This is a genomic window from Streptomyces sp. NPDC013317, from assembly GCF_055563155.1.
On record NZ_JBVHDX010000008.1, the window covers coordinates 23,481 to 49,610 of the forward strand.

At 71.6% G+C, this 26,130-nt stretch carries 24 protein-coding genes; 9 read left to right on the top strand and 15 right to left on the bottom strand.

Annotated features, from left to right (window positions below; all coding sequences use genetic code 11):
- Positions 1-12: 12 nt before the first annotated feature.
- The 4 genes from ACZ3IJ_RS21095 to cseC are packed head-to-tail and all read left to right on the top strand — an operon-like array spanning position 13 to position 3,356.
- The gene (locus ACZ3IJ_RS21095) at positions 13-576 is read left to right on the top strand and encodes a SigE family RNA polymerase sigma factor (protein WP_383180754.1); all 564 of its coding nucleotides are present in this window, start codon (positions 13-15) and stop codon (positions 574-576) included.
- On the top strand, positions 564-1,271 hold the full coding sequence (locus ACZ3IJ_RS21100; RefSeq protein WP_467470325.1) for a hypothetical protein: 708 nt from the start codon (positions 564-566) through the stop codon (positions 1,269-1,271). Before ACZ3IJ_RS21095 ends, ACZ3IJ_RS21100 begins: the two co-directional genes overlap by 13 nt.
- 25 nt (positions 1,272-1,296) lie before the next feature.
- On the top strand, positions 1,297-2,001 hold the full coding sequence (gene cseB / locus ACZ3IJ_RS21105) for a two-component system response regulator CseB (RefSeq protein WP_467470327.1): 705 nt from the start codon (positions 1,297-1,299) through the stop codon (positions 1,999-2,001).
- A 38-nt stretch (positions 2,002-2,039) separates the two neighbouring features.
- Positions 2,040-3,356, top strand: coding sequence for a two-component system sensor histidine kinase CseC (gene cseC, locus ACZ3IJ_RS21110; protein ID WP_467470329.1), 1,317 nt, complete (start codon positions 2,040-2,042; stop codon positions 3,354-3,356).
- A gap of 134 nt (positions 3,357-3,490) precedes the next feature.
- On the opposite strand, the gene ACZ3IJ_RS21115 is transcribed toward cseC, so the two are convergent.
- Positions 3,491-5,068 carry an MDR family MFS transporter gene (locus tag ACZ3IJ_RS21115; protein ID WP_467470331.1) on the bottom strand — a complete coding sequence of 526 codons (1,578 nt, stop codon included), beginning with the start codon at positions 5,066-5,068 and terminating at the stop codon, positions 3,491-3,493.
- Between the two features lie 101 nt (positions 5,069-5,169).
- On the opposite strand from ACZ3IJ_RS21115, the gene ACZ3IJ_RS21120 reads away from it, so the two are divergent.
- Positions 5,170-5,727, top strand: a complete 558-nt coding sequence (locus ACZ3IJ_RS21120) for a TetR/AcrR family transcriptional regulator (RefSeq protein ID WP_467470333.1) — start codon at positions 5,170-5,172, stop codon at positions 5,725-5,727.
- 13 nt (positions 5,728-5,740) lie between these two features.
- Here ACZ3IJ_RS21120 and ACZ3IJ_RS21125 read toward each other — a convergent pair whose 3' ends face one another.
- Complete coding sequence (locus ACZ3IJ_RS21125) at positions 5,741-6,454, bottom strand: M23 family metallopeptidase (RefSeq protein WP_467470335.1); 714 nt, start codon at positions 6,452-6,454, stop codon at positions 5,741-5,743.
- 489 nt (positions 6,455-6,943) lie between these two features.
- Between ACZ3IJ_RS21125 and ACZ3IJ_RS21130 the strand changes: the two genes are divergently transcribed.
- Entirely contained in the window at positions 6,944-10,069 is a 3,126-nt protein-coding gene (locus ACZ3IJ_RS21130; RefSeq protein ID WP_467470337.1) for an NACHT domain-containing protein, read from the top strand.
- Positions 10,070-10,142: 73 nt separating this feature from the next.
- Here ACZ3IJ_RS21130 and ACZ3IJ_RS21135 read toward each other — a convergent pair whose 3' ends face one another.
- Positions 10,143-12,668, bottom strand: a complete 2,526-nt coding sequence (locus ACZ3IJ_RS21135) for an ATP-dependent Clp protease ATP-binding subunit (protein WP_352187788.1) — start codon at positions 12,666-12,668, stop codon at positions 10,143-10,145.
- Positions 12,669-13,130: 462 nt separating this feature from the next.
- Here ACZ3IJ_RS21135 and ACZ3IJ_RS21140 point away from each other — a divergent pair, with 462 nt between their 5' ends.
- A complete protein-coding gene (locus ACZ3IJ_RS21140; protein WP_467470339.1) occupies positions 13,131-13,781 on the top strand; it encodes an SCO3374 family protein in 651 nt (216 codons plus the stop codon).
- Here the strand turns inward: ACZ3IJ_RS21140 and ACZ3IJ_RS21145 are convergent.
- From ACZ3IJ_RS21145 to ACZ3IJ_RS21190, 10 genes are all read right to left on the bottom strand, one after another.
- On the bottom strand, positions 13,760-14,095 hold the full coding sequence (locus ACZ3IJ_RS21145) for a histone-like nucleoid-structuring protein Lsr2 (protein WP_147979058.1): 336 nt from the start codon (positions 14,093-14,095) through the stop codon (positions 13,760-13,762). The genes ACZ3IJ_RS21140 and ACZ3IJ_RS21145 overlap by 22 nt on opposite strands.
- Before the next feature lie 144 nt (positions 14,096-14,239).
- A complete protein-coding gene (locus ACZ3IJ_RS21150; protein WP_391801473.1) occupies positions 14,240-14,767 on the bottom strand; it encodes an amino-acid N-acetyltransferase in 528 nt (175 codons plus the stop codon).
- A 9-nt stretch (positions 14,768-14,776) separates the two neighbouring features.
- Positions 14,777-15,292 (bottom strand): BlaI/MecI/CopY family transcriptional regulator, encoded by a 516-nt coding sequence (locus tag ACZ3IJ_RS21155; RefSeq protein ID WP_467470342.1) that lies wholly within the window; start codon positions 15,290-15,292, stop codon positions 14,777-14,779.
- Between the two features lie 113 nt (positions 15,293-15,405).
- Positions 15,406-15,582 (bottom strand): hypothetical protein, encoded by a 177-nt coding sequence (locus ACZ3IJ_RS21160; RefSeq protein WP_352187784.1) that lies wholly within the window; start codon positions 15,580-15,582, stop codon positions 15,406-15,408.
- A gap of 14 nt (positions 15,583-15,596) precedes the next feature.
- Complete coding sequence (locus ACZ3IJ_RS21165; protein WP_467470808.1) at positions 15,597-16,166, bottom strand: hypothetical protein; 570 nt, start codon at positions 16,164-16,166, stop codon at positions 15,597-15,599.
- Between the two features lie 132 nt (positions 16,167-16,298).
- Positions 16,299-17,105 carry a type III pantothenate kinase gene (locus ACZ3IJ_RS21170; RefSeq protein ID WP_467470345.1) on the bottom strand — a complete coding sequence of 269 codons (807 nt, stop codon included), beginning with the start codon at positions 17,103-17,105 and terminating at the stop codon, positions 16,299-16,301.
- Entirely contained in the window at positions 17,105-18,124 is a 1,020-nt protein-coding gene (nadC, locus tag ACZ3IJ_RS21175) for a carboxylating nicotinate-nucleotide diphosphorylase (RefSeq protein ID WP_391801476.1), read from the bottom strand. The genes ACZ3IJ_RS21170 and nadC overlap by 1 nt, the downstream gene beginning before the upstream one ends.
- Positions 18,121-19,833 (bottom strand): L-aspartate oxidase, encoded by a 1,713-nt coding sequence (locus ACZ3IJ_RS21180; RefSeq protein ID WP_467470347.1) that lies wholly within the window; start codon positions 19,831-19,833, stop codon positions 18,121-18,123. The genes nadC and ACZ3IJ_RS21180 overlap by 4 nt, the downstream gene beginning before the upstream one ends.
- Positions 19,830-20,864 carry a pantoate--beta-alanine ligase gene (gene panC, locus ACZ3IJ_RS21185; RefSeq protein ID WP_467470349.1) on the bottom strand — a complete coding sequence of 345 codons (1,035 nt, stop codon included), beginning with the start codon at positions 20,862-20,864 and terminating at the stop codon, positions 19,830-19,832. The genes ACZ3IJ_RS21180 and panC overlap by 4 nt, the downstream gene beginning before the upstream one ends.
- Positions 20,861-21,775, bottom strand: a complete 915-nt coding sequence (locus ACZ3IJ_RS21190; protein ID WP_391801479.1) for a Rossmann-like and DUF2520 domain-containing protein — start codon at positions 21,773-21,775, stop codon at positions 20,861-20,863. The genes panC and ACZ3IJ_RS21190 overlap by 4 nt, the downstream gene beginning before the upstream one ends.
- 124 nt (positions 21,776-21,899) lie before the next feature.
- Here ACZ3IJ_RS21190 and ACZ3IJ_RS21195 point away from each other — a divergent pair, with 124 nt between their 5' ends.
- Together ACZ3IJ_RS21195 and ACZ3IJ_RS21200 are read left to right on the top strand one after the other, a co-directional pair.
- Positions 21,900-23,108, top strand: a complete 1,209-nt coding sequence (locus ACZ3IJ_RS21195; RefSeq protein WP_467470351.1) for a threonine aldolase family protein — start codon at positions 21,900-21,902, stop codon at positions 23,106-23,108.
- Positions 23,105-24,193, top strand: a complete 1,089-nt coding sequence (locus ACZ3IJ_RS21200) for a DUF5937 family protein (RefSeq protein WP_467470353.1) — start codon at positions 23,105-23,107, stop codon at positions 24,191-24,193. Before ACZ3IJ_RS21195 ends, ACZ3IJ_RS21200 begins: the two co-directional genes overlap by 4 nt.
- 11 nt (positions 24,194-24,204) lie before the next feature.
- Here the strand turns inward: ACZ3IJ_RS21200 and ACZ3IJ_RS21205 are convergent, their stop codons facing one another.
- On the bottom strand, positions 24,205-24,879 hold the full coding sequence (locus ACZ3IJ_RS21205; RefSeq protein ID WP_467470355.1) for a response regulator: 675 nt from the start codon (positions 24,877-24,879) through the stop codon (positions 24,205-24,207).
- A 17-nt stretch (positions 24,880-24,896) separates the two neighbouring features.
- The gene (locus tag ACZ3IJ_RS21210) at positions 24,897-26,102 is read right to left on the bottom strand and encodes a sensor histidine kinase (protein WP_467470357.1); all 1,206 of its coding nucleotides are present in this window, start codon (positions 26,100-26,102) and stop codon (positions 24,897-24,899) included.
- Between the last annotated feature and the right edge of the window lie 28 nt (positions 26,103-26,130).

A 26,130-nucleotide genomic window follows, 5' to 3' on the forward strand; every position in this document is an offset into this window, starting at 1 on the left:
GAGGCGGTCGGTATGCCGCACGGCGAGGTGCTCGACTTCGAGGAGTACGTACGGACGCGCCAGGACGCGCTGCTGCGCAGCGCCCGTCGGCTCGTCCCCGACCCGGTCGACGCCCAGGACCTGCTCCAGACCGCTCTCGTCCGTACCTTCGGCCGCTGGGACGGCATCGCCGACAAGTCCCTCGCCGACGCGTACCTCCGCCGCGTGATGATCAACACGCGTACGGAGTGGTGGCGCGCCCGCAAGCTGGACGAGGTCCCCACCGAGCAGCTGCCCGACGCGTCCGTCGACGACGCCACCGAGCAGCACGCCGACCGCGCGCTCCTCATGGACATCCTCAAGGTCCTCGCCCCGAAGCAGCGCAGCGTCGTCGTCCTGCGGCACTGGGAACAGATGAGCACCGAGGAGACCGCGGCCGCGCTCGGCATGTCGACCGGTACGGTGAAGTCCACGCTCCACCGCGCACTGGCCCGACTGCGGCAGGAACTGGAGAGCCGCGGTGTCGAGGACGCCCGTGCTCTGGAGCGGTCGACCGTACGACGTGACGAACGGGGGCAGGACCGGTGCGCGGCCTAGGCGCCAGATACGACGGCGACGACGGGCCCGGCGGCCCGCGCCGTCGGACCCTCAAGGCGGTGAGCATTTCGGCGGTGGCCGTGCTCGCCGCCGTCGGCCTGTTCGTGACCGCCTGTTCCACCGGCGGTACGGGCTCCCGTGACGAAGGCGCGGCCCGCGCCGACGAGGTGGGTTCGGTGGCCCCCGCGCCGTCCCCCTCCGGTTCCGCCTCCGTCGGCCAGATGCCCGCCCAGCGGGTCGACCCGATCGCGCTGATCAAGGGTGACCCGAAGATCGGGGAACGGCTGAAGGCGGACCTCAAACCCTGTGTCGCGGACGCGTACCCGGTGGACACGTCCTACGGGAACCTGACCGGCGGTACGAAGCCCGATGTGGTCGTGAACGTGATGACCTGCGGTGACGCCGTCGGCATCGGCACGTACGTGTACCGCGAGGACGGCGACGGCTACAAGAACGTCTTCATGGCCGAGGACGCGGCGGTGTACGCCACCATCGACCGGGGCGATCTGGTCGTGACCAAGCAGGTGTACGCCAAGGGCGACCCGGTCGCGTATCCCTCGGGCGAGGACGTGATCACGTACCGCTGGGCGGGAAGCAGGTTCTCCCAGCACGACTGGGTGCACAACGACTACAGTCGCGCGGTCGGCGACGGCGGCATCGACGGCGCCGCGACGACCGCGCCGAGCGGCAGCTGAACGGAAGGTAAGGGAAGGGCGCGCGATGGCCGAGACCCATGTGCTGTTCGTCGAGGACGACGACGTCATCCGCGAGGCCACCCAGCTCGCACTGGAGCGGGACGGCTTCGTGGTGACCGCCATGCCCGACGGGTTGTCGGGCCTGGAGGCGTTCCGGGCGGACCGGCCCGACATCGCGCTGCTCGACGTGATGCTGCCGGGGATGGACGGGGTGAGTCTGTGCCGTCGCATTCGTGACGAGTCGACCGTCCCCGTGATCATGCTCTCCGCGCGCGCCGACTCCATCGACGTCGTCCTGGGCCTGGAGGCCGGGGCCGACGACTACGTGACCAAGCCCTTCGACGGGTCCGTGCTCGTGGCCCGCATCCGGGCCGTGCTGCGCCGGTTCGGCCACGCAGGCGGCCCGGGGCCCGGCGACCCGGCGGCCGACGGGACGCCCGAGGGCGGCCTGCTGGTCTTCGGCGACCTGGAGATCGACACCGAGGGCATGGAGGTCCGCAGGGCGGGGGCTCCGGTGGGGCTGACCCCGACCGAGATGCGGCTGCTGCTCGAGTTCTCCTCGGCGCCGGGCACGGTCCTGTCCCGGGACAAGCTCCTGGAGCGGGTCTGGGACTACGGCTGGGGTGGCGACACCCGGGTCGTGGACGTCCATGTCCAGCGGCTGCGCACGAAGATCGGCCAGGACCGGATCGAGACGGTCCGCGGCTTCGGCTACAAACTCAAGGGATGACCACGTCCGATGCCTGAGAGTTCGATGCGGGTCCGCAGGTGAGGCCGCCCGCCCTCCGTACCGGTGTCCGCTGGAAGATCGCCGTCGCCATCGCCGCCGTCGGCGCCCTCATCGCGGTCACGCTCAGCCTGGTCGTGCACAACTCGGCGCGCGTCTCGATGCTCGACAACGCGCGCGAGGTGCAGATGGAGCGGCTGCTGTTCGCGCAGCGGTTGTACGAGAGCTCCAAGCCGAAGGAACCGCGGTTCGGTACGAAGATCAACGACCCGATGCTGCCGCCTCAGCTCGACCAGCTGATGCGGGACAGGCGCCGCGGCACGTACGTACAGGAACACCGTCACGGAGGTCCGCCGGACGTCTGGGCGGCCGTGCCCCTGGCCAACGGCGACGTGCTGTCCCTGCACATCCCGTTCGCCGACCGCAGTGCGACGATCATGAAGGACCTCGACCGGGCGCTGATCATCGGCTCGGTCTCGGTCGTCATGGGCGGCTGCGCGCTCGGCGTGCTCATCGGCGGTCAGCTCTCGCGCCGGCTGCGGAAGGCCGCCGCCGCGGCCGGCCGGGTCGCGCAGGGCAACACGGAGGTACGGGTACGGGACGCCATCGGCGGAGTCGTACGCGACGAGACCGACGACCTCGCCCGCGCGGTGGACGCCCTGACCGACGCCCTCCACGAGCGCATCGAGGCCGAGCGCCGGGTCACCGCCGACATCGCGCACGAGCTGCGCACCCCGGTGACCGGGCTGCTCACGGCGGCGGAGCTGCTGCCGCCCGGGCGCCCCACCGAGCTGGTGCGGGACCGGGCGCAGGCGATGCGGACGCTGGTCGAGGACGTCCTGGAGGTCGCCCGGCTCGACAGCGCGTCGGAGCGTGCCGAGCTGCAGGAGATCGCTCTCGGGGAGTTCGTGGAGCGACGGGTCCGGGCGCTGGACCCGGAGGCCGTGGTGCACGTGGTCCACGAGTCCTGGGTGAGCACCGACCCGCGGCGCCTGGAGCGGATCCTCATCAACCTGCTGGCGAACGCGGCCAAGCACGGGAAGCCGCAGGTCGAGGTGACGGTCGAGGGCCGGGTGGTGCGCGTACGGGACCACGGTCCCGGCTTCCCCGAGGCGCTGCTCCGCGAGGGCCCGAGCCGGTTCCGTACCGGCGCGAGCGACCGTGCGGGGCAGGGGCACGGGCTCGGTCTGACGATCGCGGCGGGGCAGGCCCGGGTCCTCGGCGCCCGGCTGACCTTCCGTAACGCCGCTCCCGAGGGCACACCTCAGGGGGCGGGCGGCGCGATCGCGGTGCTCTGGCTGCCGGACCACGCGCCGACGAACACGGGCAGCTTCCCGATCATCTCCTTCGCGGACTGAGGACAGGGACCGCACGGCCCCAGCACGGCACCGCACGGCCCAGCACCGCACCGCACCGCACGGCACGGCACTGCACTGCACGAAGGGCCCCGGCACACCAGGTGTGCCGGGGCCCTTCACGCTCGCGGGAGGGGTCAGACGGTCTCGGCGACCTTCGGCGCCTCATCCGAGCCCTGCGGCCCCTTCTCCGGTCCGGCGCCGCGCAGCGCGACCTCCTTGACCAGGAAGGCGAGGACGAAGGCGAGGACCGCGACCGCCGCGCCGACCAGGAAGGCGGAGTGGGTGCCGACGGCCACCGCGTGCTGGTACGCCTCGCGCACCGCGTCCGGCAGCTTCGCCAGCGAGGCCGCGTCGAGCTGGGCGGAGTGCAGCGTCAGCTCCGAGCCGCCGCGCTGCGCCATCTCGTCCTGGACGCGGTTCGTGAAGAGCGCGCCCATGATCGCGACGCCGAAGGAGGAGCCGAGGGTACGGAAGAGGGTCGTCGAGCTGGAGGCGACGCCCATGTCCTTCATCTCGACGCTGTTCTGCGCCACGAGCATCGTGATCTGCATCAGGAAGCCCATGCCGGCTCCCAGGAGTGCCATCCAGACGCCGGAGACCAGCCGCGAGGTGCCGGTGTCCATGGTGGAGAGCGCGAAGAGGCCGACCACCATCAGCGCGCCGCCGGCGATGGGGAAGATCTTGTACTTGCCGGTGCTGGTGGTGAAGCGGCCGACGAGCAGCGAGACGACCATCATCGACAGAAGCATCGGCAGGAGCAGCAGACCGGAGTTGGTGGCCGAGGCGCCCTGCACGGACTGCTGGAAGATCGGCAGGTAGAGGACCGCGCCGAACATCACGAAGCCGGTGATGAAGCCGATCAGGGACATCACGGTGAAGTTGCGGCTGCGGAAGATGTGCAGCGGCATGATCGGGTCGCTCGCCCGAGTCTCGACGTACAGGAAGGCGGCGAGCGCGACGGCTCCGGCGACCGCGAGACCGACGATGGTGGCCGAGCCCCAGGCGTACTCCGTGCCTCCCCAGGTCGTGACGAGGACGATCGCGGTGATGCCGACGGTCAGGAGTCCGGCGCCGAGGAAGTCGATCCGGGTGCCGGTGGCGCGCTGCTTCTTCGGCAGGTGCAGGACGGTGGTGACCATGGCGAGGGCGACGGCGCCGAGCGGCAGGTTGATGTAGAAGGACCAGCGCCAGCCCCAGTGGTCGGTGATGGTGCCGCCGACGAGCGGGCCGCCGATCATGGCGAGGGCCATCACGCCGGCCATCATGCCCTGGTACTTGCCGCGCTCCCGGGGCGGGATGAGGTCGCCGATGATCGCCATGACGCCGACCATGAGACCGCCGGCGCCGAGGCCCTGGACCGCGCGGAAGCCGATGAGCTGGCCCATGTCCTGGGCCATGCCGCTGAGCGCCGAACCGATCAGGAAGATCACGATCGAGGTGAGGAAGACGCCCTTGCGGCCGAACATGTCGCCGAGCTTGCCCCAGATCGGGGTGGAGGCGGCGGTGGCCAGGGTGTAGGCGGTGACGACCCAGGAGAGGTGCTCCAGGCCGCCGAGCTCGCCGACGATCGTGGGCATGGCCGTGCCGATGATCATGTTGTCCAGCATCGCGAGGAGCATCGCGATCATGAGGGCGAGGAGGACGACGCGGACGCTGCGCGGTGGCGCCTCCGTCGCCTCGCTCGGTGTGGTGGTGGTCGACTGCGCAGCCATGTCATTCCCTTACTTGCCGCCCGGCTAGTTACTACACTGGGGACGGTAGACGTGTAACTTGCCGGTCGTCAAGTAAGTTTTGTGGAAAGTGGAGAGCAGCCATGGCCCGAGGCAACACCCGCCAGCGCATCCAGGACGTGGCCCTGGAACTCTTCGCCGCACAGGGCTACGAGAAGACCTCGCTGCGGGAGATCGCCGAGCACCTCGATGTCACGAAGGCCGCGCTGTACTACCACTTCAAGACCAAGGAAGACATCATCATCGGCATCTTCCAGGACCTCACCCGGCCCATGGACGAACTGATCGACTGGGCGAAGGAGCAGCCGCGCACGCTGGAGGTCAAGGAGGAGATCATCCGCCGCTACCAGCAGTCCCTGGCCGGCGCGGCCCCTCTGTTCCGCTTCATGCAGGAGAACCAGGCGGCCGTGCGCGAGCTGAGCATCGGCATGACCTTCAAGGAGCGGCTGCTGGAGCTGAGCGGCCTGATCCAGGAGCCGGACTTCGCCGTGATCGACCGCGTGCGTTGCGTGAGCGCGATCTTCGCCCTGCACTCGGGCATGTTCTTCATGGACAACGTCGAGGGCGACCCCGAGGAGAAGCGTGAAGCCGTCCTCGAGGTCGCCCTCGATCTGATCACCCAGGCGCACAGCGCGCGGTGAGGCGTTCTTCAGGTCAGATGGTGACGCCCACCGAGCGCAGGAACGCGGCCGGGTTGAGGGCGGAACCGTAGTTCGGGGTCGTGCGGATCTCGAAGTGCAGGTGCGGGCCGGAGGAGTTGCCGGTGTTGCCCGAGAGGGCGATCTTCTGACCGGCGCCGACCTTCTGGCCGATGTGCACGTTGATCTTCGACAGGTGGGCGTACTGCGAGTACTTGCCGTTGGCGTGCTTGACGACGATGGCGTTGCCGTACGCGGGGCCGTCGCCGCCGCCGTTCGGGCCGGCCTTCACGACGGTGCCGGCGCCGGCGGCCTTGACCGGGGTGCCGACCGGAACGGCGAAGTCCTGGCCGGAGTGCTTGTGGGCCCACATGGCGCCGCCCTGGTTGAAGCTGGCGCTCAGGGTGTAGCCACCGACCGGCTTGACCCAGGAGGGCGCCTTCTTGGCGGCGACCGGGGCGGCCTTCGCGGCCTTCGCGGCCTTGGCGACAGCCGCCTTCTTGGCGGCGGCCTGCTTGGCGACGGCGGCCTTCACGGCGGCCTGGGCCTGGGCATCGGCCTGCGCGGCGACGGCAGCGGACGCACCGGTCGCGGCAGTCGCGATGGTGGCGGCCTTGCCCTCGGCGGCGAAGGCGGACCCTGCACCGGCCACCAGCGACACTCCCAGACCCGCGGTGGCGAGAGCGACGGCGGTGGTACGGACGGCGGGGTTCATGACGCGCTTCGACATACGGGGGAAAACCTCCGGACAGAACGGGACCCGACGCGATCGCTGCGCCGGGCGGGCTGTTGCTCATCCTTGGTAACCCGGACCCCCATCCGGCGTAAACCACCCCATCTACGACATTGCGTCGTAGCGACAGGCGGGGAAGTTCAGCTCTTGACGACCGGGGCCCCCACCTTCGAAATCGGACATAACGGCATCAATGAACTGGTTTATCCGCACGTCGGACCCGCCCGAAACGGACCTACAGGCCACTTCCCGTACGGTTCGACCCCTCTCGGGACCAAAGTCCCACCACCGGTGCCCTGAACGTCCCGAATGAACACCAATCGGTGTCACTATCCCGGTTAGTACGCCTCAAATGGCCTGTGCGCCTTGTCACGGCGCACCCGCCCCCAATGCGACCTGGGTCACGCAACCAGGGGCTTCGGAACCCCGTCCCCGACTACGGTGTGCAGGAGTTGGACCTGTTCGGACGACGTTCGGGGGACGTACGTGGAACCAGCGCTCATCGGCACCCGCCTCGCATCGGCGGCGATCGGCCCGCTCCTGCGAAAACTCCTGGTCAAGGACGGTCCGGGGGCCGGTCTCATCGGCGCACGCAAGCCGATCAGGCTCTCCCGGCTCGTCTCCTTCCGGGGTGAGCAGCGGACGCTGGGCGAGAAGGACGTCCGGAAACTGGCCGCGACCCTCGTCGAGCGCGCCGGCACCGGCCCCGGGGAGCCTCCGTTCCCCGCCGACGAGACCGAGGCGCTCACCGACACCCTGGCCGCGACGCTCCTCGCCCTCGGCGACCTGGACATGGACGACGTCCAGGCGGTGCGCCTCGGCGCCCCGGCCCTGGCCCGCGCCCTTCGCACGGCGGCCCCGGCCCCGGACGGCCTGTCGACGGACTCCGTCCTCTTCCTCGACTCGCTCACCGAGTGGGCCTGCCTGCACATCCTGGAGTTCTTCACCCAGCGGTCCACGTTCGTGGCCCGCTCACTCGTCGAGCAGACCCGCGGCCAGGCGGAGCTGACGGCCAAGGTCGACGAGGTGATCCGCCGCACGCCACGGGTGGACGCACGGGACGCGGAGTTCGAGCGCCGCTACCGGGCGTACGTGACGAAGAAGCACGGCAGCCTCACGATCTACGGGGTCGACCTGCGGGACGCGCCGGAGAGGTGGCCCCTGGACGTGGCGTACCTGTCGCTGGAGGCGACGGAGGCGGGTGAGGAAGTGCGCCGCCTGGGCGCGTTCCCGTGGGTCGAGACGAGCATGCCCGACGACGACTTCGAGGCCTTCGCGGCACTCGGGCGCACCCTCGATCCGACCGACCCGGGCACGGACATCACGTTCACCCCCGAACAGCTCGACACCATGCGCGCGACGGTCACCCGCCTGATGAACGCCCTCGAAACGGGCGGCCGCGCCGACCTCGCCCTCGCCCGGCACGACAAGGTGCTGCTCCGTGGCCTGGCCGGCTCAGGCAAGACGACCCTCGTCCAGTGGCTGGCGGTCTCCGCGGCACGGGACGAGCAGGCCGACGGCATGGCGTACCTCCGCGACCGCATCCCCTTCGTCCTCCCCCTCCGTACCCTCACCCGCCACGGAGAGCGACTCCCCTCCCCCGACCGTTTCCTCTCCGCCGTCGGCTGCCCGCTCTCCCCGCCCGAGGGCTGGGCCGACCGCGTCCTGGGCGCCGGCCGCGGCCTCGTCCTCGTCGACGGCATCGACGAGATCCCCGAGGTCGAACGCGACCGCGCCCGCCGCTGGCTCCGCGAGCTCCTCGACTCCTACGAGGGCAACCGCTGGCTGGTGACCTCCCGCCCCACCGCCGTACGGGACGACTGGCTGGCCTCCGACGGCTTCAGCGAGCTGACCCTCTCCCCCATGTCCACCGCCGAGGTCACCACCTTCGTCCGTCGCTGGCACCAGGCCGCCGGACCGGAGGCCGCGTCGTACGAGCAGCCCCTCCTCGACGCGCTGCGCACCACCTCCGAGGTCGCCCAGCTCGCCACCAACCCCCTGATGTGCGGTCTGATCTGCGCCCTGCACCGCAACCGCCGCGGGTTCCTGCCCCGCGGCCGCAAGGCGCTGTACGACGCGGCGCTGTCGATGCTGCTCTCCCGCCGGGACCGCGAACGGGACATGGGCATGCCGTACGGGGTCCAGCTGGGCGAGGCCCCGCAGATCCAGCTGATCCAGCGGATCGCGTACTGGCTCACGCTCAACGGCCGGACGACGATGGACCGCCCGCACGCGGCCTCGGTCGTACGGGAGGCGGCGCCCGCGATCACGGAGGCGGCCGGGATCGACCCCGACGCGATCTTCCTGCATCTCCTCCACCGCAGTGGCCTGCTGCGCGAGCCCACCGCGGGCACGGTCGACTTCGTGCACCGCACCTTCCAGGACTACCTCGCGGCGAAGGCCCTGGTGGACCGCTGGGACATCGGCGTCCTGGTCCAGCACGCGGCCGACGACCAGTGGGAGGACGTCCTCCGCATGGCTGTCGGCCACGCACGCCCACGCGAATGCGCCGAGATCTTCGAGGAACTGCTGAAGGCCTCGGACGCGGCACCGGACCGCCGTACGCAACTGCGGATCCTGGTCGTCGCGGCGACGGCGCTCGACCACGCGACGGAGGTGTCCCCGGATGTCCGGGCACTTGTCCTGGCGCGGACGAGGCAGGTGATCCCGCCGCGCGGCGCGGCGGAGGCGCGGGAGCTGGCATCGGTGGGACGCGCCGTCCTGGACCTCCTGCCGGGCCCCGAGGCGCTGACCGACCAGCAGGCCCTGGACGTGGTGACCACCGCCACCCACATCACGGACGACGCGGCGCTGCCGTACCTCGCCCGGTTCACCCGGCACCCGACCCTGGCGGTCCGATCCCAGCTGATGTGGGGGTGGACCCGGTTCGACATCACCCGGTACGCCGAGGAGATCATCGCCCGGCTCGACCCTTCCGAACTCGACTTCACGATCACCTCCGACGCACAGGCCGCCGAGATCGCCCGGCTCGGACTGCGCCCCAGAAGCCTCGACATCCGTCCCGGCGTCTCCGACCACGGGACGGCCCTGCTCGGGGAACTGATCGACGCGTCGTGGAATCTGCGGCTTCCGGGGTCCCTCGCCCGGGTCCTGGAGTCGATCCCCGCCGAGAACGAACTGGCGACCCTCGCCCTGAACGAGTACCCCGACGGCGGGTTCGGCGTGCTCCGCCGGCTGAGCGGCCTCAAGGTCCTCACGGTCGAACGGGTCTCCGGGATGACCGAGGAGGACTGGCAGGCCGTCGCCCGCCTGGACAGCCTTTCGTTCGTCTCCCTGCCGGCGGTGGGGCTGCGGACCGTCCCCGACGCCGTACGGATGCCGGGGGTCGAGATGGTGTACCTGTTCTGCGACCGCTCCGCCGCCCCGCTGGACGCCGTCGCCCGCACCTTCCCCGGCCTGCGCCGGCTGCGCCTCCTGGGCAGCGTCGGCGGTCTGGTCCACGACCTGACACCGCTGGCGGCCCTGGAGCGGCTCGAGTCCGTCAACAGCCTCGGCGCGACGTTCACCGGCGCCGAAAACCTGCCGGCCAAGGTCGTCGTTCACGTGGGAGCGGACGCCGCGGGCCCTCCGCCGGTACGTTCACGATCATGAGCGGCCACGCCGAAGGGGCGGCCCCGGACTCTTCCGAGTCCGGGGCCGCCCCTGTCACACACGCTCCGGACGCTTACGCGTCCTTCGAGAGGTTCGGGCCCGCTCCGCCCGTCGCCTGCTCGATCGGCGGGACGTCCGGCAGGGCCGACTTCTCCTCGCCGCGGAAGGTGAACTTCTTCTCCTCACCCTCGCCCTCGGTGTCCACGACCACGATGTGGCCGGGACGCAGCTCGCCGAAGAGGATCTTCTCGGAGAGCGAGTCCTCGACCTCGCGCTGGATCGTCCGGCGCAGCGGCCGGGCGCCCATCACCGGGTCGTAACCCTTCTTGGCGAGCAGCTCCTTCGCGGACTGGGAGAGCTCGATGCCCATGTCCCGGTCCTTCAGGCGCTCGTCCACCCGGCTGATCATCAGGTCGACGATCTGCAGGATGTCGTCCTGGGTGAGCTGCGGGAAGACGATGATGTCGTCCACACGGTTCAGGAACTCCGGGCGGAAGTGCTGCTTCAGCTCGTCGCTGACCTTGGCCTTCATCCGCTCGTAGTTGGACTTCGTGTCGCCCTGGGCGGCGAAGCCCAGGTTGAAGCCCTTCGAGATGTCCCGGGTCCCGAGGTTGGTCGTCATGATGATGACCGTGTTCTTGAAGTCCACGACCCGGCCCTGGGAGTCGGTCAGACGACCGTCCTCCAGGATCTGGAGAAGGGAATTGAAGATATCGGGGTGGGCCTTCTCGACCTCGTCGAAGAGGACGACGGAGAAGGGCTTGCGGCGCACCTTCTCGGTGAGCTGGCCGCCCTCTTCGTAGCCCACGTATCCGGGGGGAGAACCGAAGAGACGGGAAACCGTGTGCTTCTCGCTGAACTCCGACATGTCGAGGGAGATCATCGCGTCCTCGTCGCCGAAGAGGAATTCGGCGAGCGCCTTGGACAGCTCGGTCTTACCGACACCGGACGGGCCGGCGAAGATGAACGAGCCACCGGGACGCTTCGGGTCCTTCAGACCGGCACGCGTACGACGGATCGCCCGCGAGAGGCCGATGACGGCGTCCTTCTGGCCGATGACGCGCTTGTGGAGCTCGTCCTCCATGCGGAGCAGGCGGCTCGACTCCTCCTCGGTCAGCTTGAAGACCGGGATGCCGGTGGCGGTCGCGAGGACCTCGGCGATCAGCTCGCCGTCGACCTCGGCGACGACGTCCATGTCGCCGGCCTTCCACTCCTTCTCCCGCTTGGCCTTCGCCGCCAGCAGCTGCTTCTCCTTGTCGCGGAGAGACGCCGCCTTCTCGAAGTCCTGGGAGTCGATCGCGGACTCCTTGTCCCGGCGGACGCCGGCGATCTTCTCGTCGAACTCGCGGAGGTCCGGCGGCGCGGTCATCCGGCGGATGCGCATCCGGGATCCGGCCTCGTCGATCAGGTCGATCGCCTTGTCCGGCAGGAAGCGGTCCGAGATGTACCGGTCGGCCAGGGTCGCGGCCTGGACGAGGGCCTCGTCGGTGATGGAGACCCGGTGGTGGGCCTCGTACCGGTCACGCAGACCCTTGAGGATCTCGATCGTGTGCGGCAGCGACGGCTCGGCGACCTGGATGGGCTGGAAGCGGCGCTCGAGGGCCGCGTCCTTCTCCAGGTACTTCCGGTACTCGTCCAGCGTCGTCGCACCGATGGTCTGGAGCTCACCACGGGCCAGCATCGGCTTGAGGATGCTGGCGGCGTCGATCGCGCCCTCGGCGGCACCCGCACCCACCAGGGTGTGGAGCTCGTCGATGAACAGGATGATGTCGCCGCGGGTGCGGATCTCCTTGAGGACCTTCTTCAGGCGCTCCTCGAAGTCACCGCGGTAGCGGGAGCCGGCGACCAGCGCGCCGAGGTCCAGGGTGTAGAGGTGCTTGTCCTTGAGGGTCTCGGGCACCTCGCCCTTGACGATGGCCTGAGCCAGGCCCTCGACGACGGCGGTCTTGCCGACGCCAGGCTCGCCGATGAGAACCGGGTTGTTCTTCGTACGGCGGGACAGCACCTGCATGACCCGCTCGATCTCCTTCTCGCGCCCGATGACCGGGTCGAGCTTGGATTCGCGGGCCGCCTGGGTGAGGTTGCGGCCGAACTGGTCGAGGACCAGGGACGTCGAGGGGGTGCCCTCGGCAGGACCGCCGGCCGTGGCGGCTTCCTTGCCCTGGTAGCCGGAGAGCAGCTGGATGACCTGCTGCCGCACCCGGTTGAGATCGGCGCCCAGCTTCACGAGGACCTGGGCGGCGACGCCCTCGCCCTCGCGGATCAGGCCGAGCAGGATGTGCTCCGTGCCGATGTAGTTGTGGCCGAGCTGGAGGGCCTCGCGGAGCGACAGCTCCAGGACCTTCTTGGCACGCGGGGTGAAGGGGATGTGGCCGGACGGGGCCTGCTGCCCCTGCCCGATGATCTCCTCAACCTGCTGGCGGACCGCCTCGAGCGAAATCCCGAGGCTCTCCAGGGCCTTAGCGGCGACACCCTCACCCTCGTGGATAAGGCCCAGGAGGATGTGCTCGGTGCCGATGTAGTTGTGGTTGAGCATCCGGGCTTCTTCCTGAGCCAGGACGACAACCCGCCGCGCGCGGTCGGTGAACCTCTCGAACATCGTTAATCGCTCCTCAGAGCGGTCAGTCAGTTAGGGGTCGATCCCCTCCCTGTCCTTCCGCAGCTTAGTCCCGCAAGCGGGGACCGCTCATTCCAACTGCCGACATCCGTCCGGATCACCCCCTTGTCCCTGGGGAGACCTGCTGCCGAACAGCCGACAAATGCTCCAACTCGATGGTGCGAGACGATGTTCCCGCAGGCCAAGCAGTTACCCGCGCCTTCAGTACGCCGATGGCGAACGTGAGACGCGAAAGCCCGCGAGTCGCCCCTCCTCACTAGGAATGTCTTACCCGTCCGCACTGACACTCCATGCGGCACACCCCGGTTCCCTCCGCTACGGGCGAACATCCTTGCGCTGCCGAATGCACCCGTACGCCCCCATGACGGACACCGTGCGCAGTGGAACGACGACGCAGGGTCGCCTTCGGCGTAACCAAGGGAGCCCCGCGGGCGTTGCCCGGACATGCCCTTCACCGCACCGCGCGTGCCGCCGCCCCGCTCGCCGGTCGACGGCGGCCCGGCGCGCTGGTACGAGGAGGGACTCGGCTGGGCGACGGTGACCGGCCCGCCGGTGGGCCTGGTGACGGGTCTGCGCTTCGACGTCCTCGACGTGCCCGCCGAGGCCGGCCTGGCGGTGCTGCGCCGGACGGGCGCGGGTGCCACCGGGCCGGTGGCCCTCACCGGGCGGAGGATGCGGCTCCTGGTCGCCGCCGGAAGCGCGGAGGAGCTGCCGGGGCTGCTCGACTGGCTTGAGTGGGGCGGGATCGCGCTCGATCTCGTCGCCCTGGGCGCCGGCAGCCGGATGCCCGCCCCTGTTCCCCCAGGATGGAGCGGTTCCGGCGCGCCGGGCGCCGCGGTGTGGCTGCGCGCCCCCGAGCCGGGCCGCGACGTGGAGCCGTCGCTGCCGGCCCTGCGGACCGCGGAGCGGGGTGGTGCGGCCGCCCCCTGTCTCGTACGGCTCGTGGCCGCCGCCGCGGCGGAGTGCCATCGGGTACGGCTGCTGAGTGCGCGGTCCCGGGAAATCCCTCCGGGGCGCCCCGGCGGGCGGCCGGTGGAGTGTTCCGCGAGGCCGGTCGCTCAGCAGCTGGCTCCTCAGCGGTTCGCGTCCTCGTAAGCCGCCTTGATCTCCGCCGGAACGCGACCGCGGTCGTTCACGTTGTAGCCGTTCTCCTTGGCCCACGCGCGGATCTTCGCGGTGTCCGGGCTGCCGCCGGCGGCGACCCGGCCCTTGCCGCGCGTACCGGCGCTGCGGCCACCGGTGCGCCGGCCGCTCTTGGTGTACGGCTCGAGCAGGCCACGGAGCTTGTCCGCGTTGGCGGTGGTGAGGTCGATCTCGTAGGTCTTGCCGTCCAGCGCGAACGTCACGGTCTCGTCCGCCTCGACGCCGTCGAGGTCGTCGACAAGAAGGACCTGAACCTTCTGTGCCACCGGATTTCCTTTCATCGAAAATGCAGTACGCGGAAAGGAAACCGCTTTTCCCGGAAAAACACAAACCCCTGGGAGAGGTTCAGAAGCCCGGCAGTGCGGGAAACGTGCGCGATTCGGACATAGGGTTCCGCGCACCCGTCAGGATCACAGATGCAGAAGCATCCGGCTGTTGCCCAAGGTGTTCGGCTTCACTCGTTCGAGACCCAGGAACTCGGCGACACCCTCGTCATAGGAACGCAGGAGCTCGCTGTACACATCTCCGTCGACCGGAGTCTCGCCGATCTCGACGAAGCCGTGCTTCGCGAAGAAGTCGACTTCGAAGGTCAGGCAGAATACGCGGCGTACCCCGAGCCAACGGGCGGTGTGCAGCAACTTGTCGAGCACGTGATGTCCGACGCCGGCGCCCTTGAACTCGGGATCGACGGCGAGAGTGCGGACTTCGGCGAGGTCTTCCCACATCACGTGGAGTGCCCCGCAGCCGACGACGACCCCGTCCTCGTCGCGTTCGGCGACCCAGAACTCCTGGATGTCCTCGTAAAGCGTCACGTCGGCTTTGTCGAGCAGGATGCCCCGGCGGGCGTACGGGTCGACAAGGCGGCGTACGGCGGCGACGTCACCGGTACGGGCGCGGCGGACGGTGACGGCTTTCGAGGCGGCGGGCGACGACGGCATGGAGGGACGTTATCGCCCGTCGCCCTCGGATTCCGAAGCAGCCTCTCCGGCGCCCGGAGGCGGACCCCCGGCCGCACCCTCGTCCGCCCTGCCACCTGCGCCCTCGCGGGCGCCCCCGGACTGCGGGGCGGGGGCGTCGGGCATGGGCGCGGAGGCCTCGGGCAGGGTGGGACCGACGATTCGGATCGCGTCGGTGAGGGCTTCTCGCTGCTCGCTCGACATCATGCCGAAGAACGCGACAAGGGCGGCCGCCGGGTTGTCGCTCTGGGACCACGCCTCGTTCATCAGTGCCGCCGAGTAGGCGGCCCGGGTGGAGACCGCGGTATATCGATAGGCGCGGCCGTCGACTTCCCTCCGTACCCAGCCCTTCTGATGGAGATTGTCCATTACCGTCATGACGGTGGTGTAGGCGATGGACCGTTCCTGCTGGAGATCCTCCAGGACTTCCCGGACTGTCACCGGGCGGTTCCATTGCCAGACGCGTGTCATGACGGCGTCTTCCAGCTCTCCCAATTGGCGGGGCACACCGCCACCATAGTCGGCGAAGCGGGAATGGCCTGCTATTGACGGATGAAACGCAACAAAAAGGACGTACGACCTGAAAGCTGTCGTACGTCCTTCGGTGCGTGCGGGTGGCGCTACGGGGCGTTGCCGTCCGCCTGACGGGTGGCCTCGGCACGGGCGAGAGCGGCGTCCACGGCCGCGTCTTCCTTGGCCTTGTTCGGGCCACCCTGGCTCTTGACGATCGTGACGACCAGCGCCGTGAAGAACAGGGCCATCACGACGGGCGGCAGGAGCGCGGATACGTAGTCCATGCCGACCAGAGTAGCTATCCGGCGGCGCGTTCCTCGGGCGGGGGCGGCGGTACGGGACGCCGGCGCGGCGGGAAGACCTCGGACGGCTTCGGGGCCGGGCGCTTCGTCGGCGCGGGCGGCCGCTTCGGGGCGGGCGGCTTGGGCTCGTCGGCGGCGCGGCCGCCGGGGAGGGCCAGCAGCCGGGCTCGGGGCGCGGGGGCCACGGCCTGGGAGACGCGGGCGAGGCGAGCGCGTACGGACCGTTCGGCGAGGACCTGGCAGCGCTCCAGGAGGGCAGCGGCCCGGGGGTGGACCCGCAGTGCGCGCAGGGCCGTGAGGTCGTCGACCCCTGGGTCGTACCCGGCCCCGAGGGCCTCGTGGAGCAGGTCCAGGTAGCCGGCGCGCGAGCCGGGCAGGGCCTCGCGGTACCGGGTCAGGTCGGCGAGGAGGAAGGCACGCAGCCGGCCGGCCTCCCGGACGGCGTCGTCCACGGACGCGGCGAGCCGCAGGCAGTCCTGGACGTCCTGGTCCTGAAGGGGGGCGGGGTTGAGGGCGGTGGCAAGGGCGCGTCGGAGCACACGCAGCTCGTCCGCACTGAACGCCATGCCGCCGCGGGATCCGTATGGCGTGGGCATGGGGTGACAATACGCGCTAATCGGACAAATTTCGTTTACCGATCAGCTCGGTGTGGCGGCGCCTCCGGCCGGTCCGGCGCCGCCCACGCGAGACGAGCCCCGCTACATGCGCGAGACGTTGCGCTCGTACACCAGGCGCAGGCCGATCAGCGTCAGCCACGGCTCGTGCTCGTCGATCTGCGTGGACTCGCCGAGCACCATCGGCGCCAGGCCGCCCGTGGCGATCACCGTCACGGTCGACGGGTCGCCGTCGCGGCCGACCAGCTCGCGCTTCATCCGGGCCACCACCCCGTCGACCTGGCCGGCGAAGCCGAAGACGATGCCCGACTGCATCGCCTCGACCGTGTTCTTGCCGATCACGCTCCGCGGCCGGGCGAGCTCGATCTTACGGAGCTGGGCACCGCGGACGCCCAGCGCCTCGACCGAGATCTCGATGCCGGGCGCGATCGCGCCGCCCGCGTACTCACCGCGCGCGGTGATCGCGTCGTACGTCGTCGCCGTGCCGAAGTCGACCACGATCGCCGGACCGCCGTAGAGCTCGACCGCCGCGACCGCGTTGATGATGCGGTCCGCGCCGACCTCCTTCGGGTTGTCCGTGAGAATCGGGACGCCCGTCTTGACGCCGGGCTCGACCAGGACGGCCGGGACGTCGCCGTAGTAACGCCGGGTCACCTCGCGCAGCTCGTGCAGCACCGAGGGGACCGTCGCGCAGATCGCGATGCCCTCGATGCCGTCGCTCAGCTCGACGCCCAGCAGCGGGTGCATGCCCATGAGGCCCTGGAGCAGGACCGCCATCTCGTCGGCGGTGCGACGCGGGTCGGTCGAGATGCGCCAGTGCTCGACGATCTCGTCCCCGTCGAAGAGCCCGAGGACCGTGTGCGTGTTGCCGACGTCGATGGTGAGCAGCATCAGGCCCGCACCTCGCGCAGGTCGAGGCCGATGTCGAGGATCGGGGAGGAGTGGGTCAGCCCGCCGACCGCGAGGTAGTCCACGCCCGTCGCCGCGTAGGCCGCCGCGTTCTCCAGCGTGAGACGGCCGGAGGACTCCAGGACCGCGCGGCCGGCGACCAGCGCGACGGCCTCCTCGGTCTCCAGGGGCGTGAAGTTGTCCAGCAGGATCAGGTCGGCGCCCGCGTCCAGGACCTCGCGGACCTGGTGCAGCGTGTCGACCTCGACCTCGATCGGCACGTCCGGGAACAGCTCCCGTACGGCCTTGAAGGCCTGCGCCACACCGCCGGCGGCCACCACGTGGTTGTCCTTCACCAGCGCCGCGTCCGAGAGCGACATGCGGTGGTTGACGCCGCCGCCGCAGCGCACCGCGTACTTCTCCAGTGCGCGCAGCCCCGGCGTGGTCTTGCGGGTGTCCCGTACGCGGGCCTTCGTGCCCTCCAGGGCGTCGGCCCACGCGCGCGTGGCGGTGGCGATGCCCGAGAGGCGGCACAGGATGTTCAGGGCGCTGCGCTCACCGGTGAGCAGGTCGCGGGTGCGGGTGGTGACGCTCAGGAGCTTCTGGCCGGCCTCGACGCGCTCGCCGTCCTCGACGTGCCGCTCGACCTCGAACGTCTCGGTGCAGACGATGGAGAGCACCGCCTCGGCGACCCGCAGACCGGCCACGACACCCGCCTCACGGGCGGTGAAGTCGGCGGTGGCGACCGCGTCCTCGGGGACCGTCGCCACGGTCGTCACGTCCACGCCGCCGTCGAGGTCCTCCTCGATGGCGAGGTGGGCGATGTCCTCGACCTGCACCGGGTCGAGCCCGGCGTCGGCGAGGAGCTGCGCGAGCGCGGGGTCGAGACCGCACTCGTAGACCTCGTCGCCGTCGGCGCAGCCGCAGCCGTCACCGCAGCCGCCCGCCTCCTCGGCCGGGGCGCTGATCTGGATCAGAGGGACGTCCACGGGCTGCGGACGTGCTTCTTCGGGCGTGCTCACGACTGCGGCTCCCTGGTTGCGTCGGCGGTTACGGGCGGAAAGTCTGCGGAGGCGGTACGGCGGACCACGAGCCGCTGATCCGGGGTGAGGCGCACGATCAGATGGCGCCGCCAGTCCTCGTCGCGCTCGGGGTGGTCCTCGCGCCAGTGGCAGCCGCGGGTCTCCCGGCGCTCCTGGGCGGCGGCGACCAGCACCCGGGCGACGCACAGCAGGTTCGTCGTCTCCCAGGACTCGACGCCCGGCTCGGCCGCCTTGCCCCGGCGGTCCTCCGCCGCCGAGAGGCTCAGCGCCTCCAGCGCGTCGGCGGCGTCGCCGAGGCTCTCGGCGGAGCGCAGCACCCCGGCGTCCGCGCTCATGATCCGCTGGATCCGGACCCGGGTCTCGGGTGCGAGCAGCGGCAGGACGGCCGGGGCGGCGGACACGGCCGGGGCGGCGGGCACGGCCGGCAGGCCCTCGCGGTGCGGGCCGCGGGTGGCGATGTCGTCGGCGATCCGCTCGGCGAAGACCAGGCCCTCCAGGAGCGAGTTCGACGCCAGGCGGTTGGCGCCGTGGACGCCCGTGCAGGCCACCTCGCCGCACGCGTAGAGGCCCGGCACGGTGGTCCGGCCCGTCAGGTCGGTGCGGACGCCGCCGGAGGCGTAGTGGGCCGCGGGGGCGACCGGGATCGGCTCGGTGACGGGGTCGATGCCGTGGGCGCGGCAGGCGGCGAGGATCGTGGGGAACCGGGTCTCCCACATCTCGGCGCCGAAGTGCCGGGCGTCCAGGTACATGTGCTCGGCGCCCCGCTCCGTCATCCGGCGCATGATCGCCTTGGCGACGATGTCGCGCGGGGCGAGCTCGGCAAGCTCGTGCTGCCCGACCATGAAGCGGACCCCGTCGGCGTCGACGAGGTGGGCGCCCTCGCCCCGTACCGCCTCGGAGACCAGCGGCTGCTGGCCCTCGGAGTCGGCGCCGAGGAAGAGCACCGTCGGGTGGAACTGGACGAACTCCAGGTCGGAGACCTCGGCCCCGGCGCGCAGGGCGAGCGCGACGCCGTCGCCGGTGGAGACGGCCGGGTTCGTGGTGGCCGAGAAGACCTGGCCCATGCCGCCGGTCGCGAGGACCACGGCGGGGGCGTGGACGGCGCCGACGCCGTCGTGCTGGCCCTCGCCCATGACGTGCAGGGTCACGCCCGCCGTGCGCCCCTCGTCGTCCTTGAGGAGGTCGAGGACGAGGGCGTGCTCGATGGTCCGCAGCCCGCCGTCCCGTATCGCCTCCACGAGGGCGCGGGAGATCTCCAGGCCGGTGGCGTCGCCGCCGGCGTGGGCGATCCGGCGGCGGTGGTGACCGCCCTCGCGGGTCAGGGCGATCTCGCCGTCGTCCGTCTTGTCGAAGTCGGCGCCGGTGGCGATCAGCCGGCGGACGGCGTCGGGGCCCTCGGTGACCAGGAGCCGGACGGCCTCGGTGTCGCAGAGCCCGGCGCCCGCGACGAGGGTGTCGTCGAGGTGCTGCTCGGGGGTGTCGCCCTCGCCGAGGGCGGCGGCGATGCCGCCCTGCGCCCAGCGGGTGGAGCCGTCGTCCAGGCGGGCCTTGGTGACGACGACCGTCCGCAGTCCGGCGGCGGTGCAGCGCAGGGCCGCGGTCAGCCCCGCGACACCGGAGCCGACCACGACGACGTCGGCGTCGATGGACCAGCCCGGCGCGGGGGCGTGCAGCCGTATTCCGGTCACTTGGTGGCTCCGAAGGTCAGCGGGATGTTGTCGATGAGGCGCGTGCTGCCCACGCGGGCGGCGACGGCGAGGATCGCGTCCCCGTCGTGGTCGTCGCCGACCTCGGTGAAGTCGGCCGGGTCGACCAGCGCGAGGTAGTCGAGGACGAGCGGCGGCTCGGTCTTCGCCGCCTCGTCGAGGACCGCGCGGGCCGCGGCCCGTACGGCGTCGGCGCCGCCGCACTCGGACGCCTGGGCGACCGCGTGCGCGTCGGCCGCGGCGCGGGCCTCGCCGATCCGGGAGAGCGCCTCGGCGCGGGTCTCGGCCCGGCCCTGGGAGGCGGGCAGGGAGGCGGCACGCGCGCGGAGCGCGTGCTGGGCGGCCAGCCGGTCGCCCGCGGCGAACAGGGCGCGGGAGAGGGCGAGGGCGGTACGGCGTTCGCCGTCGGAGAGGTAGCGGTTGCGGCTGGACAGGGCGAGACCGTCGGCCTCGCGGACCGTCGGCACGCCGACGATCTCCGAGGGGAAGTTCAGGTCGCGGGCCATCCGCCGGATCAGGGCCAGCTGCTGGGCGTCCTTCTGGCCGAAGAAGGCCAGGTCGGGGCGGGTGAGGTGGAGCAGCTTGGCGACGACCGTGAGCATGCCGTCGAAGTGCCCGGGCCGCGAGGAGCCTTCGAGGCGCCCGCCCATGGGGCCCGCGGTGATCCGCACCTGGGGTTCCCCGCCGGGGTAGACCTCGTCGACCGAGGGCGCGAACACGGCGTCGGCGCCCGCCTCCTCGGCCGTCCGGAGGTCGGCGTCCAGCGTGCGGGGGTAGCGGTCGAGGTCCTCGCCCGCGCCGAACTGGAGCGGGTTGACGAAGACGGTGACGACCACGAAGCCGTCGGGTCCGACGTGGGCGCGGGCGGTACGGACGAGGGTGGCGTGCCCCTCGTGGAGCGCGCCCATGGTCATCACGACGGCCGTACGGCGGTTTCCGGCCACGCCCGGGGCGGGGGCCAGGGCGTGCAGCTCGGCGGCCGTGCGGGCCAGGGCGAAGGTCGTCGATGTCATCGGTCGGTCTCCCCGTCGGCGAGCACGCCCAGCAGGTCCTCGGCCAGCTCGGGCTTGAGCAGACCGTGCGCGAGCGCCCGGTCGGCGGTCGTGCGGGCCATCGCCAGATAGCCGGCGACGGTTCCGGGCGCGTGCTTGCGCAGTTCGGCGACGTGTGCGGCGACCGTGCCCGCGTCACCGCGCGCCACGGGGCCGGTGAGGGCGCCGTCGCCGGACCGCAGCGCGTTGTCCAGGGCGGCGCCCAGGAGCGGGCCGAGCATCCGGTCGGGGGCGGAGACGCCCGCCGAACGGAGCAGGTCCATGGACTGGGCGACCAGGGTGACCAGGTGGTTCGCGCCGAGGGCGAGGGCCGCGTGGTAGAGCGGGCGGGCCTCCTCGGCGATCCACTCGGGCTCGCCGCCCATCTCGATGACCAGGGCCTCGGCGGCCAGCCGCAGCTCCTCGGGCGCGGTCACCCCGAAGGAGCAGCCGGCCAGGCGCTGGACGTCCACGGAGCTGCCGGTGAAGGTCATGGCGGGGTGCAGGGCGAGCGGCAGCGCGCCGGCCCGGCGGGCGGGGTCCAGGACGTTCACGCCGTACCGCCCGGAGGTGTGCACGAGCAGCTGCCCGGGCCGTACGGCCCCGGTCTCGGCGAGGCCTTCGACCAGGCCGGGCAGGGCGTCGTCGGGGACGGTCAGCAGCACCAGCTCGGCGCGGGCGAGCACCTCGGCGGGCGGCACGATCGGCACGTCCGGGAGCAGGGTCCCGGCGCGTCGCACGGACGCGTCGGAGACCGCGGAGACGGCGACGGGGCGGTGTCCCGCGAGCTGGAGGGCGGCGGCGAGGGTGGGTCCCACCCGGCCGGCTCCGACGACTCCGACGGTGAGTCGCGCGGGACGGTCTTCCGCTCGGGGTTCTGCTGGTCGATTCACGCGGCAACGGCCTTCCGTTCCAGTCCGCGGGGGGTACCGGACGATTTCTGGTCATGCTACGCCAGCGTTTCGCGCTCCTCCGTGACTGTCCACAGGGTGTGGGTGGTGGTGTGATGATCGGCCCATGGACGAAACGGAATCGCGGCTGCATCGGGCGAAGGTGTGGGGCGGTGCGCGGCGCGCGCTCTGGCACTCGCCGGTCGAGGGCACGGTCGGGGAGCGCCTGCGGGAACTCGCCGACTGGGCGGGGTCGGCGGAGGACGACGGCGGCCCCGTCGACATGTACGGGGACGGGCCGGTCGAGCGGCTCGAACAGCGGGTGGCCGAGGAGCTCGGCCACCCGGCCGCGGTGTTCTTCCCGACCGGGACCATGGCCCAGCAGGTGGCGCTGCGCTGCTGGGCGGGGCGGACCGGGAACCCCGTCGTCGCCCTGCACCCGCTCGCCCACCCCGAGGTCCACGAGGGCGGGGCGCTCGCGGCGGTGAGCGGGCTTCGGACGGTCCACCCGGCGGACGGCCCGAGGCTTCCCACGGCCCAGGAGGTACGGGAGTACCCGGAGCCCTTCGGGACGCTGATGCTGGAACTGCCGCTGCGGGACGCCGGGTTCGTGCTCCCGACCTGGGACGAGCTCGTCGAGGTCGTGGAGGCGGCCCGGGAGCGGGACGCAGTGGTGCACGTCGACGGCGCGCGGCTGTGGGAGTGCGCCCCGCACTTCGGGCGCGGGCTGCGGGAGATCGCGGGGCTCGCCGACAGCGTGTACGTGTCGTTCTACAAGTCCCTGGGCGGTCTCTCGGGCGCGGCCCTGGCCGGCCCGGAGGACGTCATGGAGGAGGCCCGGGTGTGGCGGCACCGGTACGGGGGCCAGGTCTTCCAGCAGTACCCGGCCGCGGTGTCGGCGCTGCGGGGCCTGGAGCGGGAGCTGCCGAGGCTGCCGTCGTATGTGGCCCACGCGCGCGTGGTGGCGGCCGGGCTGCGGGCGGGGTTCGAGGAGGCGGGCGTGCCATGGTTCCGGGTGCACCCCGAGGAGCCCCACACCCACCAGTTCCAGGTCTGGCTGCCGTACGCCCCCGACGCCCTCACGGACGCCTCCCTGGCGCTCGCCGAGGCGACGGGCACGGTCCTCTTCCGCCGCTGGGGCGGCCCGGGCGCGGGCGGCCCGCCGGGCGTGGGCGTGACCGAGGTGACGGTGGGGGAACCGGGGCTCGCGTGGACGGAGACCGACGTCCGCGACGCGGTACGGGAGTTCCTGACCCACCTCGCACGGCCCGCCGATCAACGGACGGCGTCAAACGGTTCGACCGCCCCCGGGCCGCCCCGCACCATAGGGGGGTGAGCCTGACCATCGACATCACCGGACTGCCGCACGAGCGCATCTCCTTCGGCCCCTCGCCGCTGGCCGAGCTCGGCGCCGCGCTGCACGCGCTGTCCGAGCCCGGCCACCACCCGGGGCTGCACGGCTGGGCCACGACCACCGGCGCGGCGCTCAAGCCCGAGCTCGCCGACCGGCTGCACGAGGCCGACTTCATGTGGCGGTCCACCCGCTCCGACTTCCTGCTGCCCGCCCGGCCGCGCGAGACGCTGGCCGAGGAGCTCGACGACCTCGACCGGATGGACGACGAGACCTACGTCGGGGCGGCGCTGGAGATCTCCTGCAGCACCCAGTACGCGGACGGGCTGCCCTCCCCGCTCGTCGACCCGCACTCCCGCTGCCGCGCCCTCGACCTGGCCGCCGCGCGCGGCCCGCGGCAGTACGCGTTCGTGGAGCGCACGCTCGCCGATCCCACCGGCACGCGCGCCTGGATCCGCAGGCTCCTGGAGGACTGCGACGAGGCCTTCTTCGCCGACACCTGGCGCCGCGTCCGGGTCCAGCTCGCCGCCGACGCCCGGCACAAGACCGAACTCCTGCGCCGCAAGGGCCTCGCCGAGGCCCTGGCGGCCGTCTCCGGGGCGATGAGCCTGGAGGAGGACGCCGACGGCTCCCGGATCGTCATCGACAAGCTGGTCCACGGCCGTACCCACACCGAGGGCTCGGCGCTCACCTTCCTGCCGACCGCCTTCGGCCGGCCGCACCTGATCGCCCTGCACGCCCGGGGCTGGCAGCCGGTGATCCAGTACCCCGTCTCCACCGGCGAACTCGCCGGCTCCGCACCCGTGGAGACGGTCAAGCTCCGCCTGGAGGCCGTCGCGCACCCCATGCGGATGCGGATGTGCCGCAACCTCGCCCGTGCCCCGTACACGACGAGCGAGCTGGCCGACGCCTACGGCATCAGCGCCCCCGAGGTCTCACGCCACCTCGGCGTCCTGAAGAGGGCCGGGCTGCTCACCACCCAGCGCCGCGGCCGCTACGTGCTGCACCAGCTCGACGTCACCGTCGTCGCCCGCCTCGGCAGCGACCTCCTCGAGGCCGTCCTGCGCTGACGCGCGGCGGCTCAGACCGCGCCGCCGCCCGCCCGCACCAGGCCCGTCTCGTACGCCAGGACCACCACCTGCACCCGGTCCCGCAGGTCCAGCTTGGTCAGGATCCGGCCGACGTGCGTCTTCACCGTCGCCTCCGACAGCACCAGCCGGGCGGCGATCTCACCGTTCGACAGACCCTGGGCGACCAGGAGCATCACCTCGCGCTCGCGGTCGGTGAGCCGGTCCACCTCCTTGTGCTGCGGCTCGCGGCCCGAGGACGGCAGCATCGGCGAGAAGCGGTCGAGGAGGCGGCGGGTCGTGGACGGGGCCACGACGGCGTCACCGCTGTGCACGGACCGGATCGCGCCGAGCAGCTCGGCCGGCGGCACGTCCTTCAGCATGAAGCCGCTCGCGCCCGCCTTCAGCCCCGAGAAGGCGTACTCGTCGAGATCGAACGTGGTCAGGATCAGCACCTTGGGGGCATCCGGCTCCGAGCAGATCCGCCGGGTCGTCTCGACCCCGTCGAGCTTGGGCATCCGCACGTCCATCAGCACCACGTCCACGGCCGTGGAACGCAGCACCTCCAGCGCCTCCACACCGTCCCCCGCCTCGGCCACGACCTCCATGTCCGGCTGGGCGGCGAGCACCATGCGGAAACCGGTGCGCAGCAGCACCTGGTCGTCGACGAGCATCACGCGAATGGACATGTGGTTCCTTCGGATCGTCAGTGGGCGGGCTTCAGGGGGAGCAGGGCGCTGATGCGGAAGCCGCCCCCGGGGCGCGGTCCCGCGTCCAGGGTGCCGCCGACCATGCCGACCCGCTCCCGCATGCCGATCAGGCCGTGGCCGCGGCCGTCGGCGCCCCCGTCCTCGTACATCTCGTGGGTCGCGCCCCGCCCGTCGTCCTCGACGAGCAGCCCGAGACCGTCGTCGAAGTAGACCAGGCGGACGCTGGCCCCGGCGTCCGGGCCGCCGTGCTTGCGCGTGTTGGTGAGGGCCTCCTGCACGATCCGGTACGCCGTCAGCTCGACGCCGCTGGGCAGCGGACGCGGGGTGCCCTCGATCCGGAAGTCCACGGTCAGCCCGGCCCCGCGCACCTGCTCGACCAGGTCCTCGATCTGCTCGACGTCCGGCTGGGGCACGTACTCCCCCGCCTCCTGGTGCTCGCCGGTGCGCAGGATGCCGAGCAGCCGGCGCATCTCGGCCAGCGCCTGACGGCCGGTCGAGGAGATCGTCTCCAGGGCCTGCTTGGCCGTCTCCGGGGAGGAGTCCAGGACGTAGGCGGCGCCGTCGGCCTGGACGACCATCACGGAGACGTTGTGGGCGACGACGTCATGCAGTTCGCGGGCGATCCGGGCGCGCTCGGCGGCGACGGCGACCTTGGCCTGGGCCTCGCGCTCCTTCTCCAGGCGGGAGGCGCGCTCCTCCAGCTGTGCGAAGTAGGCGCGACGGGTGCGCAGGGAGTCGCCGAGGACCCAGGCGAGGGCGAACGGCACGGTCATGATCACGGTGAAGAAGACATGCGCGAGGGCCGAACCCGGGCTGGTCTCGGACGGCCATCTCAGGCTGGAGAGCGTGGCGGCGCTGAGACCGCCGGCGAGCGCGAGACGGGACGCCCAGCGCGGCCCGTCGTGGGCGGCGACGGTGTAGATGATCACCAGCATGGCGAAGTCCGCGAAGAACGGCTGGAGCCCGAGGGTCAGCTGGGCGAGGCCCAGCACGACGGTGAGGACGAGCATCTTCTCGGGCTCTCGGCGGCGCAGCGCGACGACGAGGCTGAACAGCGCGGCGACGAGTCCGTACGCGGCGGGGTGGCCGGCCCCAGGAGAGTCCGACACCACCCACAACAGGGAGAACCCGAAGAGGACGACGGCCCAGAAGGTGTCGACGCCCGTCGGGTGTCTGCGGAGGAAGTCGTAGAGGCGCTGCACGTAACCCAGCGTAGGGAAGGTGGATAGG

What these genes read in the sequence shown, in the direction of transcription:
- ACZ3IJ_RS21195 (WP_467470351.1), top strand. Translation starts at nt 21,900, where the DNA reads ATGGACGAAACGGAATCGCGGCTGCATCGGGCGAAGGTGTGGGGCGGT.
- ACZ3IJ_RS21205 (WP_467470355.1), bottom strand. Translation starts at nt 24,879, where the DNA reads ATGTCCATTCGCGTGATGCTCGTCGACGACCAGGTGCTGCTGCGCACC.
- ACZ3IJ_RS21095 (WP_383180754.1), top strand. Translation starts at nt 13, where the DNA reads ATGCCGCACGGCGAGGTGCTCGACTTCGAGGAGTACGTACGGACGCGC.
- ACZ3IJ_RS21115 (WP_467470331.1), bottom strand. Translation starts at nt 5,068, where the DNA reads ATGGCTGCGCAGTCGACCACCACCACACCGAGCGAGGCGACGGAGGCG.
- ACZ3IJ_RS21120 (WP_467470333.1), top strand. Translation starts at nt 5,170, where the DNA reads ATGGCCCGAGGCAACACCCGCCAGCGCATCCAGGACGTGGCCCTGGAA.
- panC (WP_467470349.1), bottom strand. Translation starts at nt 20,864, where the DNA reads ATGACATCGACGACCTTCGCCCTGGCCCGCACGGCCGCCGAGCTGCAC.
- ACZ3IJ_RS21165 (WP_467470808.1), bottom strand. Translation starts at nt 16,166, where the DNA reads ATGGCGTTCAGTGCGGACGAGCTGCGTGTGCTCCGACGCGCCCTTGCC.
- ACZ3IJ_RS21150 (WP_391801473.1), bottom strand. Translation starts at nt 14,767, where the DNA reads ATGCCGTCGTCGCCCGCCGCCTCGAAAGCCGTCACCGTCCGCCGCGCC.
- ACZ3IJ_RS21170 (WP_467470345.1), bottom strand. Translation starts at nt 17,105, where the DNA reads ATGCTGCTCACCATCGACGTCGGCAACACGCACACGGTCCTCGGGCTC.
- ACZ3IJ_RS21160 (WP_352187784.1), bottom strand. Translation starts at nt 15,582, where the DNA reads ATGGACTACGTATCCGCGCTCCTGCCGCCCGTCGTGATGGCCCTGTTC.
- ACZ3IJ_RS21125 (WP_467470335.1), bottom strand. Translation starts at nt 6,454, where the DNA reads ATGTCGAAGCGCGTCATGAACCCCGCCGTCCGTACCACCGCCGTCGCT.
- ACZ3IJ_RS21140 (WP_467470339.1), top strand. Translation starts at nt 13,131, where the DNA reads ATGCCCTTCACCGCACCGCGCGTGCCGCCGCCCCGCTCGCCGGTCGAC.
- ACZ3IJ_RS21135 (WP_352187788.1), bottom strand. Translation starts at nt 12,668, where the DNA reads ATGTTCGAGAGGTTCACCGACCGCGCGCGGCGGGTTGTCGTCCTGGCT.
- cseB (WP_467470327.1), top strand. Translation starts at nt 1,297, where the DNA reads ATGGCCGAGACCCATGTGCTGTTCGTCGAGGACGACGACGTCATCCGC.